Raw genomic sequence first — 15,881 nt, forward strand, 5'->3', positions numbered from 1 at the left:
GCCAGTTGTCCTGATTTCAGCTCGTTCGTGAGGAGCACAAGGCACGACCCTTCGGGATGATTCGGGAAGGCCCGGGAGTACAACAAGGTGGAGCCGTAAGCGACTTCACCGAAAGGAACGCCTTCGTGCTCCTGAAACGCTTCGCACCACTGCTCGCCGCCGCCGGACTCCTCGCGTCCACCGTGCCCCTGCTCTCGGCGACCCAGGCAACGGCCGCCCCCGCCGCGGACCACCTGCGGCAGAAGCCCGCCTGGCACCGTTGCAGCCCCGAGCTGCCGGCCTCGTACGAGTGCGCCACGCTCAAGGTGCCGCTCGACTACCGGCGTCCCGACGGGCGCACGATCGACCTCGCGATATCCCGGATCAAGAGCGAGAACCCGGCCAAGCGGCACGGCGCCATGCTGCTGAACCCCGGTGGCCCCGGCGGTTCCGGGCTCGACCTGCCGCTGATGATGCACGAGGCGATGCCCCAGGAGGTCCGGGACCAGTACGACCTCATCGGCTTCGATCCGCGCGGGGCCGGCGCCAGCTCCCCGATCACCTGCGGACTGGACGACGCCGAACAGAACTTCGACCGCGCCTACCGTCCGGAGACCTTCGGCTCCGACGTGACGTGGGCCCGCACCGTCGCCGACAAGTGCCGCGAGAAGGCCGGTTCGGTGCTCCCGTACATCACCACCCGCAACACGGCGCGCGACATGGACACGATCCGCGCGGTGCTGGGCGAGCGCAAGCTCTCGTACCTGGGCTACTCGTACGGGACCTACCTCGCAGCGGTGTACACGCAGATGTTCCCGGACCGCACGGACCGCTTCGTGCTCGACAGCGGCGTGGACCCGCAGCGGATCTGGCGCGGCATGATCCAGGTCTGGGCCACCGAGGCCGAACCCGCCTTCGCGCGGTGGACGCAGTGGGCGGCGCAGCGGTCCGCGGAGTACGGGCTGGGCGACAGCCCGAAGGCCGTGTCCGAGACGTTCTGGGGGCTGGTGGCGCGCGCCGACAAGGAGCCCCTCGACCTTGAGGGCATGAAGGTCGACGGGGACATGATCCGTGCCGCGCGCGGGGTGTTCTTCTACCCGGCGCAGGCCACTCCCCTGATCGCCGCCCTGAAGGCCGCGTCCGAGGGCAGGCCGCTGCCCGAGGGCATGACCCTGACGAAGCTGAAGCGGCTGCTGACCGGCGGCGAGGCGGCCGAGCCCGCCTCGGACAACGGCACCGCCGTGTTCTGGGCCGTGGTGTGCGGGGACACGGGCAGCTGGCCGCGCTACACCGAGCAGTACGAGCGGGACGCGGCGAAGGACAAGGCCCGGTACCCGCTGTACGGGGACTTCGCGTCCAACATCAAGCCGTGCGCCTTCTGGGACCGGCCGATCGAGGCGGCCACGCCCATGAACAAGAAGGCGAACGTGCTGACCGTGCAGAACGAGTGGGACTCACAGACCCCGCTCGTCAGCGGCCAGGGCCTGCACCGCGCGCTCAAGGGCTCGCGGATGGTGCTGGCGGCCGGCGGTGAGGGCCACGGCGTGTACCTCGCCGACCCCACCTCCTGCGCCAACGCGCCGGTCCACGCGTACCTGACCACGGGCAAGCTGCCCGCCGAGGACGTGACCTGCCAGAACCCGCCGAGCGGTGCGCAGCAGCGCGGGTCCCTGGCCCCGTCGAAGCCGCTGCCGATCCCGTCCGGGCCCGGACGGTTCTGACACCGGCCTGACAGCTGCCCGACGCCCGGCCTGAGACCGGCGGCAGACGGCTCGGCGGACGGCTACCGGTTCGTGGGGGACGCCTCCGCGGCCGCCTTGATACGGCGGCCGAAGTCGGGGGCGTCCTTGCGTGCGGCGCCCGCCGCGAGTCCCACGAGCAGCTTGCCGATGCCGTGGCCGTGCAGGGTGTTGAAGATCCGGACCCGGGTGCGGCCGTCCGGGAGGGCTTCGAGGTCGTAGCCGCCCTCCGCGGTGACGAGGTTCTTGCTCTGCTCCGTCCAGCGGATCAGGCGCGGTGGGTCGAAGCCGTCGATGCGGAACTCGCGGGCGGTCTTCATCCCGGCGTCCTTGACGGTGCTGCGGAAGACCGTGCCGAGGGCCGTGGGGCCCTCCGGGATCCTGGTGATCTGCTGGACGCGCGGGCTGAAATCGGGGTCGTTGCGCCCGTCGGCGAGGTAGGCGAAGACCTCCTCGACCGGCCGGTCGATCTCGACGCTCGCCTCGAACTGTCCGGACATGTCGGCTCCTCGGTGTGGCTTCGTGTGATCCACCATCCCAGAACGCCCTCCTTCGCGCGCGCCGACCGGGTCGGTCGGCGGGGCCGCGGGGCGTCCGTGCGTACGGGCGGGGTGCCGATGCGTGCGGGTGCGGTGCCGACGAGTACCGGTGAGTGCTGGTGGGACGGGGACGGCTGCCCCTACGATGCCTCTGGTCAGGTACATGCCTGACGTCCAACTGAATGCCTGCGCGACTGGGGAAAGCCGGTGTGATTCCGGCGCTGACCTGCAACCGTGAGCGGCGCCTCCGCGCCGTGAGTCGGACCACCCAGCGTGCGGTGCGTACGGCTTCTCACTGTCACGGTCTGCAGCACGAAGCCCTGAGCCCCAGGCTCACCGATCACCTGTGTCCGCTTCCCCGGGCCCGGGGGCGCGGTGTGCCCGAGGCGATCGGGGCCGCGGCGCACGACCCCGATGCACGCCAGGAAGGCACTTCATGCGCCAGACTCTCGCCCGCCGCGCCCTGATCACCACGGCGGCCCTCGGTCTCGCCCTCGCCACGGCGCCGGCCGTCGCGCACGCCAAGGCCGCCCCGAACACGAACAGAGCGGTCAACGTGTCCCTCACCGTGCAGGGCCCCGACGGGCTGCTGTTCAAGGGGAAGGTCAACACCAAGGGGCACGACGTCACCACGGCGACCGGTGGCACGCACAAGTGCGACGGCACCAACGGGGCCGCGAACCCGACGGCCGTGCCCACCCCGACGGCCGCGCTCGACGACGCCGCGCGCCGGAACTACTTCGGCTGGGACGGCACCTGGTACGCGTCCTTCGACGACTTCTCCGTGGACTCCATCAAGAACGTCAGCGGCGGCGGCTCGGCCTACTGGAGCATATCGGTCAACGGCACCCCGACCCCGGTCGGCGGCTGCCAGTTCAAGCTGAAGGCCGGCGACAAGGTGGCCTTCACCTGGACCTCCTTCTGACGGAGCCCCACGACAGGAGCGCGGAGCGGCTCACCGGGCCGCTCCGCGCTCCTTGTCCGTGCCGCCGGGGGTCCCTCAACCCCGCAGCGGCACCACCGGGTCCCTCATCAGCCCCGGTCGTACGTGTGGAACCCGCGGCCGCTCTTGCGGCCCAGCAGCCCCGCCTGGACCATCCGCTGGAGCAGCGGGGGCGGGGCGTAGAGCGGCTCCTTGAACTCGGCGTACAGGGATTCCGCGATGGCCGCGACGGTGTCCAGGCCGATCAGGTCGGCGAGCTTGAGCGGGCCCATCGGGTGGGCGCACCCGAGCTCCATGCCCGCGTCCACGTCGGCGGCGCTCGCGAACCCGGATTCGGCCATCCGGATGGCGGCGAGCAGGTACGGGACGAGCAGGGCGTTGACGACGAAGCCGGCCCGGTCCTGAGAGCGGACGGTGGTCTTGCCCAGGGATTCCCGGGCGAAGGACTCGACCGCGGCCAGGGTGTCCGCCGACGTGTGGAGGGAGGAGACCACCTCGACCAGGGGCAGGACGGGGACGGGGTTGAAGAAGTGGAGTCCCACGACCCGGTCGGCGCGGCCGGTGGCCATGCCCAGCCGCATGATCGGGATGGCGGAGGTATTGGTCGCGAGGATGGCTTCGGGGTCCTCGACGATCTTGTCGAGGGCGGTGAAGATCTCGGTCTTGGCCTCGGGGTTCTCGGTGACGGCCTCGATGACCAGCTGCCGGTCGGCGAGGTCGTCCAGGTCTCCGGTGAACACCAGCCGGGCCAGTGCGTCCTCGGCGGTGAACCGGTCCAGCCTGCCGCGCTGGACGGCGCGTTCGAGGGAGACGGCCACCCGCTCGCGGGCGGCGCGGGCCGCGGTGGCATCGGCCTCGGCCACGACGGTGTCGAGGCCGGCGCGGGCGCAGACCTCGGCGATGCCGGCTCCCATCTGTCCGCCGCCGACGACTCCGACGCGCAGGAGGCGGGCCGACTGCTGTGCCGGGGCGCTCACGCGGTCACCTGCGCGGCGGTGGTGCGGACCAGGTGACGGGTGTAGGCCTCGGGGGTGAAGAAGGCGGGCAGCTGCACCGACAGCGCGGTGTCGACGAAGACCTCGCGGGCTTCGAGGACCAGGGCCTGCGGGTCCTCGGCCTCCAGGGCGGCGCACTCGGCGTCGAGGAGGTCGGTGAGGGTGCGCCGGTCGACGCGGTCGTGGCGGAGCCACTGCCAGATCTGCACGCGCGCGATCTCGGCGGTGGCGGCGTCCTCCATCAGGCCGTTCAGGGCGACGGCGCCGCTGCCGCGCAGCCAGGCGTCGAAGTAGCGCAGGGCCACGGCCACGTTGGAGCGGATGCCTTCGGAGCTCGGCGGAGCGGCGATCCGGCGGACCGACAGCAGGTCGGCGGCGGCGACCTCGACGTCCTCGCGCGTCCGCTCCAGCTGGTTCGGCCGCTCCCCCAGCACCCCGTCGAAGACCTCACGGCAGACGGGGACGAGTCCGGGGTGGGCGACCCAGGAGCCGTCGAAGCCGTCCTCGGCCTCGCGCTCCTTGTCGAGCCGGACCTTGGCGAGGGCGGCCGTGTTGGCCTCGGCGTCCTTGCTCGGCACGTGGGCGGCCATGCCGCCGATGGCGTGGGCGCCCCGCTTGTGGCAGGTACGGACGAGCAGTTCGGTGTACGCCCGCATGAAGGGGGCGGTCATGGTGACCTTGGCCCGGTCCGGGAGCTGGAAGTCGGTGCGGTGGCCGAAGGTCTTGATCAGGCTGAAGAGGTAGTCCCAGCGGCCCGCGTTCAGTCCGGCGCTGTGTGCGCGCAGCTCGTGGAGGATCTCCTCCATCTCGAACGCGGCGGTGATCGTCTCGATCAGGACGGTCGCCCGGACCGTGCCCCGCGGGATGCCCAACAGATCCTGGGCGAACAGGAAGATGTCGTTCCAGAGCCGGGCCTCGTACCGGTTCTCCAGCTTGGGGAGGTAGAAGTACGGGCCGTGGCCGGCGTCGATCTGGCGCTGCGCGCAGTGGAAGAAGTACAGGCCGAAGTCCACGAGCGAGGCGGACACGGGCCGGCCGTCGACCTCCAGGTGCTCCTCGGTGAGGTGCCAGCCGCGCGGGCGCACCATGATGGTCGCGAGCTCCGTCCCGAGGCGGTACTCCTTGCCCTCCGGGGTGGTGAAGTCGATGCGCCGCTCGATGGCGTCGAGCAGGTTCAGCTGGCCGCCGATGACGTTGTCCCAGGTGGGCGCGGTGGCGTCCTCGAAGTCGGCCATCCACACCTTCGCCCCGGAGTTGAGGGCGTTGACCGCCATCCGGCGCTCGGGCGGGCCGGTGATCTCGACCCGCCGGTCCGTCAGCCCGGGCGCGGGCGGGGCGACCCGCCAGTCGGGGTCGGTGCGCACGCCGACGGTGGCGCGGGAGAAGTCCAGGGGCGATCCGGAGACCAGATGGGCGGCGCGGCGACGGCGCTCCTTGAGGATCTCCAGGCGGCGGTCCGCGAAGGCGGCATCGAGGCGGCCGATGAACTCCAGGGCCTCGGGGGTCAGGATCTCCTCGTGGCGCTCACCCTGCGCGCCGAGGACCTGGACACTGCTGGTCAGGGGCGTGTGTGACATGCGGTTCTACTCCTCGGCGTGGGGCGGCCGGCGCCCGGGGCCGACAGGGCCCCGGGCGCCGTCGGACGGCGATCGGAAGGCGCCGGCGGGAGCCGGCGGGAGCCGGCGGGAGCCGGCGGGAGCCGGCGGGAGCCGGCGGGAGCCGGCGGGAGCCGGCGGGAGCCGGCGGGAGCCGGCGGCGCGCTCCTAGTGGAACTGCTCTTCCTCGGTGGAGCCGGAGAGCGCCGTCGTGGAGGAGGCCGGGTTGACCGCGGTGGAGACCAGGTCGAAGTAGCCGGTGCCGACCTCGCGCTGGTGCCTGACCGCGGTGAAGCCCTGCGCCTGGGCGGCGAACTCCCGCTCCTGGAGGTCCACGTACGCGGTCATGCCGTGCTCGGCGTAGCCGCGGGCGAGGTCGAACATGCCGTGGTTGAGGGAGTGGAAACCGGCCAGGGTGATGAACTGGAAGCGGTACCCCATCGCGCCCAGCTCCCGCTGGAACTTGGCGATCTGGTCGTCGTCCAGCGCGGCCTTCCAGTTGAAGGACGGCGAGCAGTTGTAGGCGAGCATCTGGTCCGGGTACTGCGCGTGGATCGCCTCGGCGAACTCGCGGGCCTGCGCGAGGTCCGGGGTGCCGGTCTCCACCCAGATGAGGTCCGCGTACGGGGCGTAGGCGAGGCCGCGGGCGATGACCGGGGCCATGCCGTTGCGGACGTGGTAGAAGCCCTCGGCGGTGCGCTCGCCGGTGCAGAACTCGGCGTCGCGCTCGTCGACGTCGCTGGTCAGCAGGGTCGCGGCGAGGGCGTCCGTACGGGCGATGATCAGGGTCGGGGTGTCCGCGATGTCGGCCGCCAGGCGGGCCGCGTTGAGGGTGCGGACGTGCTGCGCGGTCGGCACGAGCACCTTGCCGCCCAGGTGGCCGCACTTCTTCTCGGAGGCCAGCTGGTCCTCGTAGTGGATGCCGGCGGCGCCCGCCGCGATCATCGCCTTGGTCAGCTCGAAGGCGTTCAGCGGGCCACCGAAACCGGCCTCGGCGTCGGCGACGATCGGCGCCAGCCAGTCCGTGCCCCCGTCGATCGAACCCGTCGTGCCGCCCTCGGCGGTGGCGATCTGGTCGGCGCGCAGCAGCGCGTTGTTGATCCGCCGGACCACCTGCGGCACCGAGTTGACCGGGTACAGGCTCTGGTCGGGGTAGGTGTGGCCGGCCTGGTTGGCATCGGCGGCGACCTGCCAGCCCGAGAGGTAGATCGCCTGCAGCCCGGCGCGGACCTGCTGGACGGCCTGGCCGCCGGTCAGGGCGCCGAGCGCGTGGATGTAGTCCTGCTCGTGGAGCTGGCGCCACAGGCGCTCGGCGCCGCGCCGGGCCAGGGTGTGCTCCTCGCGGACGCTGCCGGAGAGCCGCACCACGTCCTCGGCGGTGTAGGTGCGCTCGATGCCGGCCCAGCGCGGGTCCGTGGCCCACCGCTGTTCGAGCTGCTGGGCCGCCGCCGTCGTGTTCGCCTCTGCCATGACCGTCACCGTCTCCATGAATCGCTTGATCTGCCAATGTTCTGGTCAGCTGTGCACCGTGTTGGCACCGTGTGCCTCACTCGGGGATCGCGGCCGCCGGACCGGCCCGGAGGCCGAACGGAGCAATGTTGCCGAGCCGCCGAGCCGGGACCGCCGGGATCTCCGACATCAGGGCATGAATCGCGCCCGGAGCGTCCGTCTCGGCTGCCGGGTCCGGCGGGCCGCAGGACTGACTCTGACAGTGGCACCGAGTGCCATCAAGAAGGGACGAATGCCAAGTTCTGCGAATCTTCACGGCCGGTTTTGCCAAGTTTGCAAACGTCGGCAGCGCCCGGATCCCGCGTAGGGTTGCGGCTGTCCCCGGCACACGTGGAGCAGGCGAGGAGCACGGTGAGCAAGACGTACGCGGGCGCGCGGCTGCGGCGGTTGCGCGAGGAGCGGCGGATGAGCCAGGCCGAGCTGGCGCGCGTCCTCGCCATCTCGCCCAGCTACCTGAACCAGATGGAGCACGACTCGCGCCCGCTCACCGTCCCGGTGCTGCTGCGGCTGACCGAGGCGTTCGGCGTCGACCCCGGCTTCTTCTCGGAGCGCGACACCAGCCGGCTGGTGGCCGACCTCCGCGAGGCGCTCGCCACGGAGGTGGCCGAAGCCCGGGTGTCCGCCTCCGACCTCGCGGAACTCGCCACCCGGATGCCCGCCGTCGCCTCGGTCCTGCTGGACCTCGGCCGGCGTGGCCAGCTGCTCGCCGAGCGGCTCGCCGGGGCCGCGGACGGCCGGGACGGCGCCCTGGACACCCCGCGCTCCCCCCACGAGGAGATCCGCGAGTTCTTCTACCGGCGGCAGAACTACCTGCACGACGCCGACCTCGCCGCCGAGGAGCTGGCCCGCGCGGTGGGCATCCGGCCGGGAGACGTCGTACGCGCCCTGTCGGCGCGGCTCACGGACCGGCACGGGGTGCGCCTCGCCACCGATTCGGACCGGCTGCACCACTACGACGAGCGCGCCCGCGTCCTGCACATCTCCAGCCGGCTCCGGCCGGGCCAGCAGGCCTTCCGGCTCGCCACCCAACTGGCCCTGCTGGAGTACGGGGAGGAGCTGGACCGGCTGGCCGCGGAGGACTTCCCGCCCGGTTCCGCGACCCACGGCCTGGCCCGGATCGGCATCGCCAACTACTTCGCCGCCGCGCTGATCCTCCCGTACGGCGCCTTCCACACGGCCGCGGAGGAGTTCCGCTACGACATCGAGCGGCTCACCGACCACTTCGGCCTCGGCTACGAGACGGTCTGCCACCGCCTCAGCACCCTGCAACGGCCCAGGCTGCGCGGGGTGCCCTTCTCCTTCGTGCGCGTCGACCGCGCCGGGAACATGTCCAAGCGGCAGTCCGCCACCGGCTTCCACTTCTCCCGCGCCGGCGGCACCTGCCCGCTCTGGAACGTCTACGAGGCCTTCGCCGCGCCCGGCCGCATCCACGTCCAGATCGCGGCCATGCCCGACGGCCAGCGCCACCTGTGGACCGCCCGCGCCGTCACCCGCCACCGCGGCGGCTGGGGCGAGCCCGGCAAGACCTTCGCCATCGGCCTCGGCTGCGAGATCCGGCACGCCTCCCGCCTCGTCTACTCCGACGGGCTCGACCTGGACAACACGGCGGCCGCCACCCCCATCGGCATGGGCTGCCGCCTCTGCGAACGCCTCGACTGCCCCCAGCGGGCGGTCCCGCCGCTCGGCCGCACCCTCGCCGTCGACGAGAACAGCAGCACCTTCGTCCCGTACCCGGTCCTCGCGGACCGCGGCTGAACGGCGGCGCGGGGCGGCTCAGTCCAGCCGCCGGGCCTCCGCCGCGGTCACGGGCTCACCCGCCCGTACGGAGTGCAGCACGTGGGCCAGTACCTCCGCGCCCCGCACCACCCGGGGCCCGGGCCGGTTGAAGTACGCCGGCCCGTCGAGGACCCAGACGGCGCCGGAGCGTACGGCGGGCAGCCCGGCCCAGCCGGGCAGGGAGGTGAGCAGGTCCCGCTCCCGCAGGGTGCGCTCGGGCGGGAAGCCGCAGGGCAGCACGAGCAGCACATCGGGGCGCGCGGCGACGACCTCGTCCCAGGTCATCGCCTTGGTGTGCTCCCCCGGCGCGGCGAGCAGCGGTTCGCCTCCGGCGCAGCCGATCTGTTCGGGGACCCAGTGCCCGGCCGGCCACAGCGGGTCGAGCCATTCGATGGCCACCACCCGGGGCCGGGCGCGTCCCGCCGTCAACCGGCGCACCCCGGCGAGCCGTGCGCGCAGCTCCTCGCGCCGCCGCTCGGCCCGTTCCCGTACGCCGAGCAACTCCCCCACGGTGACCAGGCAGTCCAGTACGTCGTCCAGGGTGCGGGGCTCCAGGCTGAGCACCCGCGGACCGGCGTCGAGCACCCGGACCGCCTGGGACACCCCCCGGTAGGAGACGGCGCAGACGTCGCAGAGGTCCTGGGTCAGGACCACGTCGGGGGCGAGGGCCGCCAGGGCCTCGGTGTCGAGCGTGTAGAGGGAGGATCCGGAGTGCGCGGCGCCGCCCACGGCGTCGGAGATCTCCCGGCTGCTGAGCGTCTCGGCGGAGAATTCGGCCGCGGTGACGACCGGGACGCCGGCGACCGCCGCCGGCGGCCAGTCGCATTCGTGGGTGCGTCCCACCAGGTCACCGGCCAGACCGAGCTCGGCGACGATGTCGGTGGCGGCCGGCAGCAGGGAGACGATGCGCATGCCCCGACTGTAGGCCGCAGCGCCGTGCACGGGGTGGTGGGGTGGACTTACTAGGACGTCCAACTATATGTTCCTGGCACAAGGTCCGCGGTGCAGGGAAGCCGGTGAGAAACCGGCACGGTCCCGCCACTGTGACCGGGGAGTGTGCTGCCATCCACACGCCACTGACGAGGTCTGTCGGGAAGGCGGGCGGCACGCGGGGATCCGGGAGTCAGGATACCGGCCGCGGAGCGTTCCGTGTTGTCCACGAGGATGGAGCAGACACGCATGGCACCGGTCCGTACCCACGACCCTGGTGATCCGGCGAAGCGAGCGGCGACCCCCGCGTTCACTTAGACCCTGTCCCACGGCTTTCCATGCGGCGCACCCGACCCGGGTGCCGCCGCCGGTCTGCCGTGCCGTCCTCGGATCCGCACCTGACGAGAGCAGGCAACCATGGTCCGTGAACTCACCCATTTCATCGGCGGCAAGCACGTCACCGGGACATCCGGCCTCTTCACCGATGTGTACGACCCCAACACCGGCGCCGTACAGGCCCGGGTCCCGCTCGCCGGGCGCGCCGACACCGAGGCCGCCATCGCCGACGCCGAGACCGCTCAGCGCGAGTGGGGCGAGTGGAACCCGCAGCGCCGGGCCCGCGTCCTGCTCCGGTTCCTCCAGCTGGTGGAGGGCGAACGCGAGTCGCTGGCACGGCTGTTGTCGGCCGAGCACGGCAAGACCATTGCCGACGCCCACGGCGACCTCCAACGTGGCCTGGAGGTCGTGGAGTTCGCCGCCGGCATCCCTCATCTGCTGAAGGGGGAGTTCACCGACAACGCCGGCGGCGGGATCGACGTGCACTCGCTGCGCAGCCCGCTCGGCGTCGTCGCGGGCATCACGCCCTTCAACTTCCCCGCCATGATCCCGCTGTGGAAGGCGGCGCCCGCCCTGGCGTGCGGAAACGCCTTCATCCTCAAGCCCTCCGAGCGCGACCCCTCGGTGCCGCTGCGACTGGCCGAGCTCTTCCTGGAGGCCGGTCTGCCGCCGGGCGTCCTCAATGTCGTCAACGGCGGCAAGGAGGCGGTCGACACCCTGCTGGAGGACCCGCGCGTCCAGGCCCTCGGCTTCGTCGGCTCCACCCCGATCGCCGCGCACATCTACGCCACGGCCGCCGCCCACGGCAAGCGCGCCCAGTGCTTCGGCGGGGCCAAGAACCACATGATCGTGATGCCGGACGCCGACCTCGACCAGGCCGTCGACGCCCTGATCGGCGCCGGCTACGGGTCCGCCGGCGAGCGGTGCATGGCCATCGCCGTGGCCGTGCCCGTCGGCGAGGAGACCGCCGACGCGCTGGTCGCCCGGCTGACGGAGCGCATCGCCACTCTGCGCATCGGCCGGTCCGACGACCCGGACGCGGACTTCGGCCCGCTCGTGAGCCGGGACGCGCAGGACCGGGTCCGCCGCTACGTGGACATCGGGGTCAACGAGGGCGCCGAACTCGTCGTCGACGGACGGGGGTTCACCCTGCCCGGGCACGAGAACGGCTTCTTCGCCGGTGCCTCGCTCTTCGACCGGGTCACCCCGCAGATGCGGATCTACCGCGAGGAGATCTTCGGCCCGGTGCTGTGCGTCGCCCGCGCCGCCGACTACGAGGAGGCCCTGCGGCTGCCCACCGAGCACCCGTACGGGAACGGCGTGGCCATCTTCACCCGGGACGGGGACACCGCCCGGGACTTCACCCGCAGGGTCGGCGCCGGCATGGTCGGGGTCAACGTCCCCATCCCGGTCCCGGTCGCGTACCACACCTTCGGCGGCTGGAAGCGGTCCGGCTTCGGCGACCTGAACCAGCACGGCCCCGACGCGATCCGCTTCTACACCCGCACCAAGACCGTCACCTCGCGCTGGCCCTCCGGGGCGAAGGAGGGCGCGAGCTTCACCATCCCGACGATGGGATGAGCCCGGTGACCATCACCCTCACCCCCGACCAGCTCGCCCTGGCCGAGGTCACCCTGGACTTCGCGCAGGAGCAGCTCTCCCCGTACGCCGTCGCCTGGGACCAGGACAAGCACTTCCCGCTGGACGTGATCCGCAAGGCGGCGGACCTCGGCCTCGGCGGTGTCTACGTCCGCGAGGAGCACGGCGGTTCGGGTCTCTCCCGCAGCGACGGGGTCCTCGTCTTCGAGACCCTCGCCACCGGGTGCCCCTCCATCGCCGGGTACCTGTCCATCCACAACATGGTCGCCTGGATGATCGACCGCTACGGCGACGACGGCCAACGGGCACGCTGGCTGCCGGACCTGTGCGCCGCCAGGTCCCTCGGCAGCTACTGCCTGACCGAACCCGGCGCCGGATCCGACGCCGCCGCCCTGCGCACCCGGGCCGAACGGGTGGGCGAGGACTACGTCCTGAACGGGGTCAAGCAGTTCATCTCCGGCGCCGGCGCCTCCGAGGTCTACGTCGTCATGGCCCGCACCGGCGGCGCGGGCGCCGGCGGGATCTCCGCCTTCGTCGTCGAACGCGGCGATCCCGGGGTCTCCTTCGGACCCGACGAGCGCAAGATGGGCTGGAACGCGCAGCCCACCCGGCAGGTGGTCCTCGACGGGGTCCGCATCCCCGCCGACCGGCGGCTCGGCGCGGAGGGCGACGGCTTCCGCATCGCCATGAACGGCCTCAACGGCGGCCGCCTCGGCATCGCCGCCTGCTCGCTGGGCGGCGCGCAGAGCGCGCTCGACCGCAGCCTGGTCCACCTGGCCGACCGCGAGGCCTTCGGGGCGCGGCTGCTGGACGCGCAGGGCCTGCAGTTCCGGCTCGCGGACATGGCCACCGAGCTGGCCGCGGCCCGCGCGCTGGTCCGGCAGGCCGCCGACGCGCTGGACCGGGGGGACCCGCTGGCCCCGCAACTGTGCGCGATGGCCAAACGGTTCGCCACCGACACCGGCTACACGGTGGCCGACCGCGCCCTCCAGCTCCACGGCGGATACGGCTACCTGAGCGAGTACGGCATCGAGAAGATCGTCCGCGACCTGCGGGTGCACCAGATCCTGGAAGGAACGAACGAGGTCATGCGCATCATCGTCGCCCGCGGGCTCACGGAGGCCCTGCGATGAGCACGCAAGCCGCACCCGCCGGGGCCGCCGACGCCTCCGACGAGGTCCTCGTGCACACGGCCGGACGCGCCGGCCACCTCACCCTGAACCGGCCCCGGGCCCTCAACGCGCTCACGCACGCCATGGTGCTCCGCATCGAGGAGGCGCTGGCCGCCTGGGAGCACGATCCCGCCGTCGAGGCCGTCGTCATCGGCGGGGCCGGGGAGCGCGGTCTGTGCGCCGGGGGCGACATCCGCTCCATCTACGAGGACGCCCGCTCCGGGGGCGTCGCCTCGGCGGACTTCTGGCGAGACGAGTACCGGCTCAACGCCCGTATCGCCCGCTACCCCAAGCCGTACGTGGCCCTCATGGACGGCATCGTGATGGGCGGCGGCGTCGGGATCTCGGCCCACGGCACCGTCCGCATCGTCACCGAACGCTCCCGCGTCGCCATGCCCGAGACCGGCATCGGCTTCGTCCCCGACGTCGGCGGCACCCACCTGCTGTCCCTGGCCCCCGGGGAACTGGGCACGCACCTGGCCCTGACGGGCACCCCCGTCGGCGCGGCGGACGCGCTGCTGTGCGGGCTCGCCGACCACTTCGTACCGGCGGAGCACCTGCCCGCGCTGGCCGCGGACCTCGCGCGTGACTCCGTACACGAGGTGCTGGAGCGGTACGTCGGGTCCGCGCCCGGCGGCGTACTCCACGGCCACCGGGAGTGGATCGACCACTGCTACGCCGCGGACACGGTCGAGGAGATCGTGGACCGGCTGTCCGGCAGCGGTGTACCGGCGGCGAAGGAGGCCGCGGCCACCCTCCTGGCCAAGTCGCCGACGGCGCTCAAGGTGACCCTGGCCGCCGTGCGCCGCGCCCGCGAACTGGGGCCGCTGGAAAGGGTGCTGGAGCAGGAGTACCGGATCTCCTGCGCGGCCCTGGCCTCCCCCGACCTGGTCGAGGGCATCCGCGCCCAGGTGATCGACAAGGACCGCAGCCCGCGCTGGAGCCCGGCCACTCTGGCCGAGGTCGCCGACGCGGACGTGGAGCGGTTCTTCGCCCCGCTCGGGGAGGGCCGCGAACTGCGCCTCGCCGGGACCGACTCCCCTCAGGAGGTGCCGTGGTGAGCAGTACCGTCGCATTCATCGGGCTCGGCCACATGGGCGGCCCGATGGCCGCCAACCTGGTCAAGGCGGGCCATCGCGTCCTCGGCTACGACCTCGTACCGGAGCTGCTGGCCGCCGCGGCGGCGACGGGTGTCGAGCCGGCGGACTCGGCCGTCGGGGCGGCCGCCGCGGCGGACGTGGTCGTCACCATGCTGCCGGCCGGCCGTCACGTCCTCGCTCTGTACGGGGAGCAGGGGCTGCTCGCCGCCGCCCGGCCGGGCACCCTGTTCGTCGACTGCTCCACCATCGACGTGGCCGACGCCCGCGCGGCGCACGAGGCCGCCGTCGCGGCCGGGCACCGGGCACTGGACGCCCCCGTCTCCGGCGGGGTGGTGGGGGCGGAGGCCGGCACGCTCACGTTCATGGCGGGCGGCGGGGCCGAGGAGTTCGCCCGGGCCGAGCCGCTGCTGTCCGCGATGGGCCGGAAGGTGGTGCACTGCGGTGTGGCCGGGGCCGGGCAGGCGGCGAAGATCTGCAACAACATGATCCTCGCCGTGTCGATGATCGGGGTCAGCGAGGCCTTCGTGCTGGCCGAGAGCCTCGGCCTGGACCACCAGGCCCTCTTCGACGTCGCCTCCACCGCCTCCGGCCAGTGCTGGGCGCTCACCGTCAACTGCCCCGTCCCCGGGCCGGTTCCGGCCAGTCCCGCGAACCGGGACTACCGGCCGGGCTTCGCCGCGCCCCTCATGGCGAAGGACCTCGGCCTGGCCGCCAACGCCCTGCGGGCCGGCGGGGTGGACGCGCCGCTGGGCCTCAAGGCCGCCGAACTGTACGCCGCATTCGCCGAGGGAGAGGGCGCCGGTCTGGACTTCTCCGCGATCGTCCGCACCCTCCGACCGCAGAACGGGAACCCCGCATGACCTACGAGACGATCCTGCTGGAGCGCAAGGGCCGGGTGGCGGTCCTCACCCTGAACCGGCCGGAGGCCCTCAACGCCCTCAACCTGAAGGTCATGACCGAGGTCGTGGCCGCCACGGAGGAACTGGAGCGGGACCCGGAGGTCGGCTGCATCGTCCTCACCGGATCCGCGAAGGCCTTCGCGGCGGGCGCCGACATCAAGGAGATGCGGCCGCGGAGCTACATGGACATGTACCTCTCCGACTGGTTCACGGCGTGGGACCGGCTGGGCCAGGTCCGTACGCCGACGGTCGCGGCGGTGTCCGGCTACGCCCTGGGCGGCGGCTGCGAGCTCGCGATGCTGTGCGACGTCCTGCTGGCCGCCGACACGGCGGTCTTCGGGCAGCCCGAGATCAAGCTCGGGGTGATCCCCGGCATCGGCGGCTCCCAGCGGCTCACCCGGGCCGTCGGGAAGGCCAAGGCGATGGAACTGTGCCTGACCGGGCGCACCATGGACGCCACCGAGGCGGAGCGGGCCGGGCTGGTGTCGCGGATCGTGCCGGCCGACGAGCTGCTCGCCGAGGCGCTCGCCGTCGCCGAGACCGTGGCGGGAATGTCCAAGCCGGTCGCGATGATGGCCAAGGAATCCGTGAACCGTGCCTTCGAGACCACCCTCGCGGAAGGGGTGCGCTTCGAACGGCGGCTGTTCCACGCGGTGTTCGCGACCGCCGACCAGAAGGAGGGCATGGCGGCCTTCGTGGACAAGCGTCCGCCGGAGTTCGTCCACGGCTGAGCCGCGGCCGGGTCCGCGAGAGCCTCGCGGGCCCAGCCT

The 15,881-nt window shown here is 72.6% G+C and carries 13 protein-coding genes and 2 riboswitches; of the genes, 8 read left to right on the forward strand and 5 right to left on the reverse strand.

Going from position 1 to position 15,881, the window contains the following annotated elements; translation table 11 throughout:
* The first annotated feature begins 125 nt into the window (after positions 1–125).
* Positions 126–1,700 (forward strand): alpha/beta hydrolase, encoded by a 1,575-nt coding sequence (locus ACFYZ4_RS04645; protein ID WP_390783037.1) that lies wholly within the window; start codon positions 126–128, stop codon positions 1,698–1,700.
* Positions 1,701–1,762: 62 nt separating this feature from the next.
* Here ACFYZ4_RS04645 and ACFYZ4_RS04650 read toward each other — a convergent pair whose 3' ends face one another.
* Positions 1,763–2,218, reverse strand: coding sequence for an SRPBCC family protein (locus ACFYZ4_RS04650; protein ID WP_351304238.1), 456 nt, complete (start codon positions 2,216–2,218; stop codon positions 1,763–1,765).
* A 186-nt stretch (positions 2,219–2,404) separates the two neighbouring features.
* A riboswitch (cobalamin riboswitch) is annotated at positions 2,405–2,548 on the forward strand.
* A gap of 145 nt (positions 2,549–2,693) precedes the next feature.
* On the opposite strand from ACFYZ4_RS04650, the gene ACFYZ4_RS04655 reads away from it, so the two are divergent.
* Positions 2,694–3,182, forward strand: coding sequence for a DUF4430 domain-containing protein (locus tag ACFYZ4_RS04655; RefSeq protein ID WP_351304235.1), 489 nt, complete (start codon positions 2,694–2,696; stop codon positions 3,180–3,182).
* Positions 3,183–3,289: 107 nt separating this feature from the next.
* Here ACFYZ4_RS04655 and ACFYZ4_RS04660 read toward each other — a convergent pair whose 3' ends face one another.
* The 3 genes from ACFYZ4_RS04660 to aceA all read right to left on the reverse strand — a co-directional run bounded on the left by ACFYZ4_RS04660 (position 3,290) and on the right by aceA (position 7,260).
* Positions 3,290–4,177: a 3-hydroxybutyryl-CoA dehydrogenase gene (locus ACFYZ4_RS04660; protein ID WP_390783038.1), complete on the reverse strand. Its 888-nt coding sequence runs from the start codon at positions 4,175–4,177 to the stop codon at positions 3,290–3,292.
* Positions 4,174–5,772, reverse strand: a complete 1,599-nt coding sequence (gene aceB, locus ACFYZ4_RS04665; protein WP_390783039.1) for a malate synthase A — start codon at positions 5,770–5,772, stop codon at positions 4,174–4,176. Before aceB ends, ACFYZ4_RS04660 begins: the two co-directional genes overlap by 4 nt.
* Positions 5,773–5,958: 186 nt before the next feature.
* Positions 5,959–7,260 carry an isocitrate lyase gene (gene aceA / locus ACFYZ4_RS04670; protein ID WP_384349029.1) on the reverse strand — a complete coding sequence of 434 codons (1,302 nt, stop codon included), beginning with the start codon at positions 7,258–7,260 and terminating at the stop codon, positions 5,959–5,961.
* A 390-nt stretch (positions 7,261–7,650) separates the two neighbouring features.
* Between aceA and ACFYZ4_RS04675 the strand changes: the two genes are divergently transcribed.
* Positions 7,651–9,054: a short-chain fatty acyl-CoA regulator family protein gene (locus ACFYZ4_RS04675; RefSeq protein WP_390783040.1), complete on the forward strand. Its 1,404-nt coding sequence runs from the start codon at positions 7,651–7,653 to the stop codon at positions 9,052–9,054.
* An 18-nt stretch (positions 9,055–9,072) separates the two neighbouring features.
* On the opposite strand, the gene ACFYZ4_RS04680 is transcribed toward ACFYZ4_RS04675, so the two are convergent.
* Positions 9,073–9,987 carry a cobalamin-binding protein gene (locus ACFYZ4_RS04680; RefSeq protein WP_390783041.1) on the reverse strand — a complete coding sequence of 305 codons (915 nt, stop codon included), beginning with the start codon at positions 9,985–9,987 and terminating at the stop codon, positions 9,073–9,075.
* Positions 9,988–10,051: 64 nt separating this feature from the next.
* Positions 10,052–10,230, forward strand: a riboswitch (cobalamin riboswitch).
* Between the two features lie 192 nt (positions 10,231–10,422).
* Between ACFYZ4_RS04680 and ACFYZ4_RS04685 the strand changes: the two genes are divergently transcribed.
* From ACFYZ4_RS04685 to ACFYZ4_RS04705, 5 genes are read left to right on the forward strand one after another with little or no spacing between them, the layout of a single operon-like run.
* Positions 10,423–11,922 (forward strand): CoA-acylating methylmalonate-semialdehyde dehydrogenase, encoded by a 1,500-nt coding sequence (locus ACFYZ4_RS04685; RefSeq protein WP_351292528.1) that lies wholly within the window; start codon positions 10,423–10,425, stop codon positions 11,920–11,922.
* Complete coding sequence (locus ACFYZ4_RS04690; RefSeq protein ID WP_390783042.1) at positions 11,919–13,073, forward strand: acyl-CoA dehydrogenase family protein; 1,155 nt, start codon at positions 11,919–11,921, stop codon at positions 13,071–13,073. The genes ACFYZ4_RS04685 and ACFYZ4_RS04690 overlap by 4 nt, the downstream gene beginning before the upstream one ends.
* Positions 13,070–14,173 (forward strand): enoyl-CoA hydratase/isomerase family protein, encoded by a 1,104-nt coding sequence (locus ACFYZ4_RS04695; RefSeq protein ID WP_390783043.1) that lies wholly within the window; start codon positions 13,070–13,072, stop codon positions 14,171–14,173. The genes ACFYZ4_RS04690 and ACFYZ4_RS04695 overlap by 4 nt, the downstream gene beginning before the upstream one ends.
* The gene (gene mmsB / locus ACFYZ4_RS04700; protein ID WP_351292534.1) at positions 14,170–15,072 is read left to right on the forward strand and encodes a 3-hydroxyisobutyrate dehydrogenase; all 903 of its coding nucleotides are present in this window, start codon (positions 14,170–14,172) and stop codon (positions 15,070–15,072) included. Before ACFYZ4_RS04695 ends, mmsB begins: the two co-directional genes overlap by 4 nt.
* Positions 15,069–15,842, forward strand: a complete 774-nt coding sequence (locus tag ACFYZ4_RS04705; protein WP_390783044.1) for an enoyl-CoA hydratase — start codon at positions 15,069–15,071, stop codon at positions 15,840–15,842. Before mmsB ends, ACFYZ4_RS04705 begins: the two co-directional genes overlap by 4 nt.
* Positions 15,843–15,881 lie beyond the last annotated feature (39 nt).

This window comes from Streptomyces sp. NPDC001513, assembly GCF_042894695.1.
Taxonomy (GTDB): domain Bacteria; phylum Actinomycetota; class Actinomycetes; order Streptomycetales; family Streptomycetaceae; genus Streptomyces.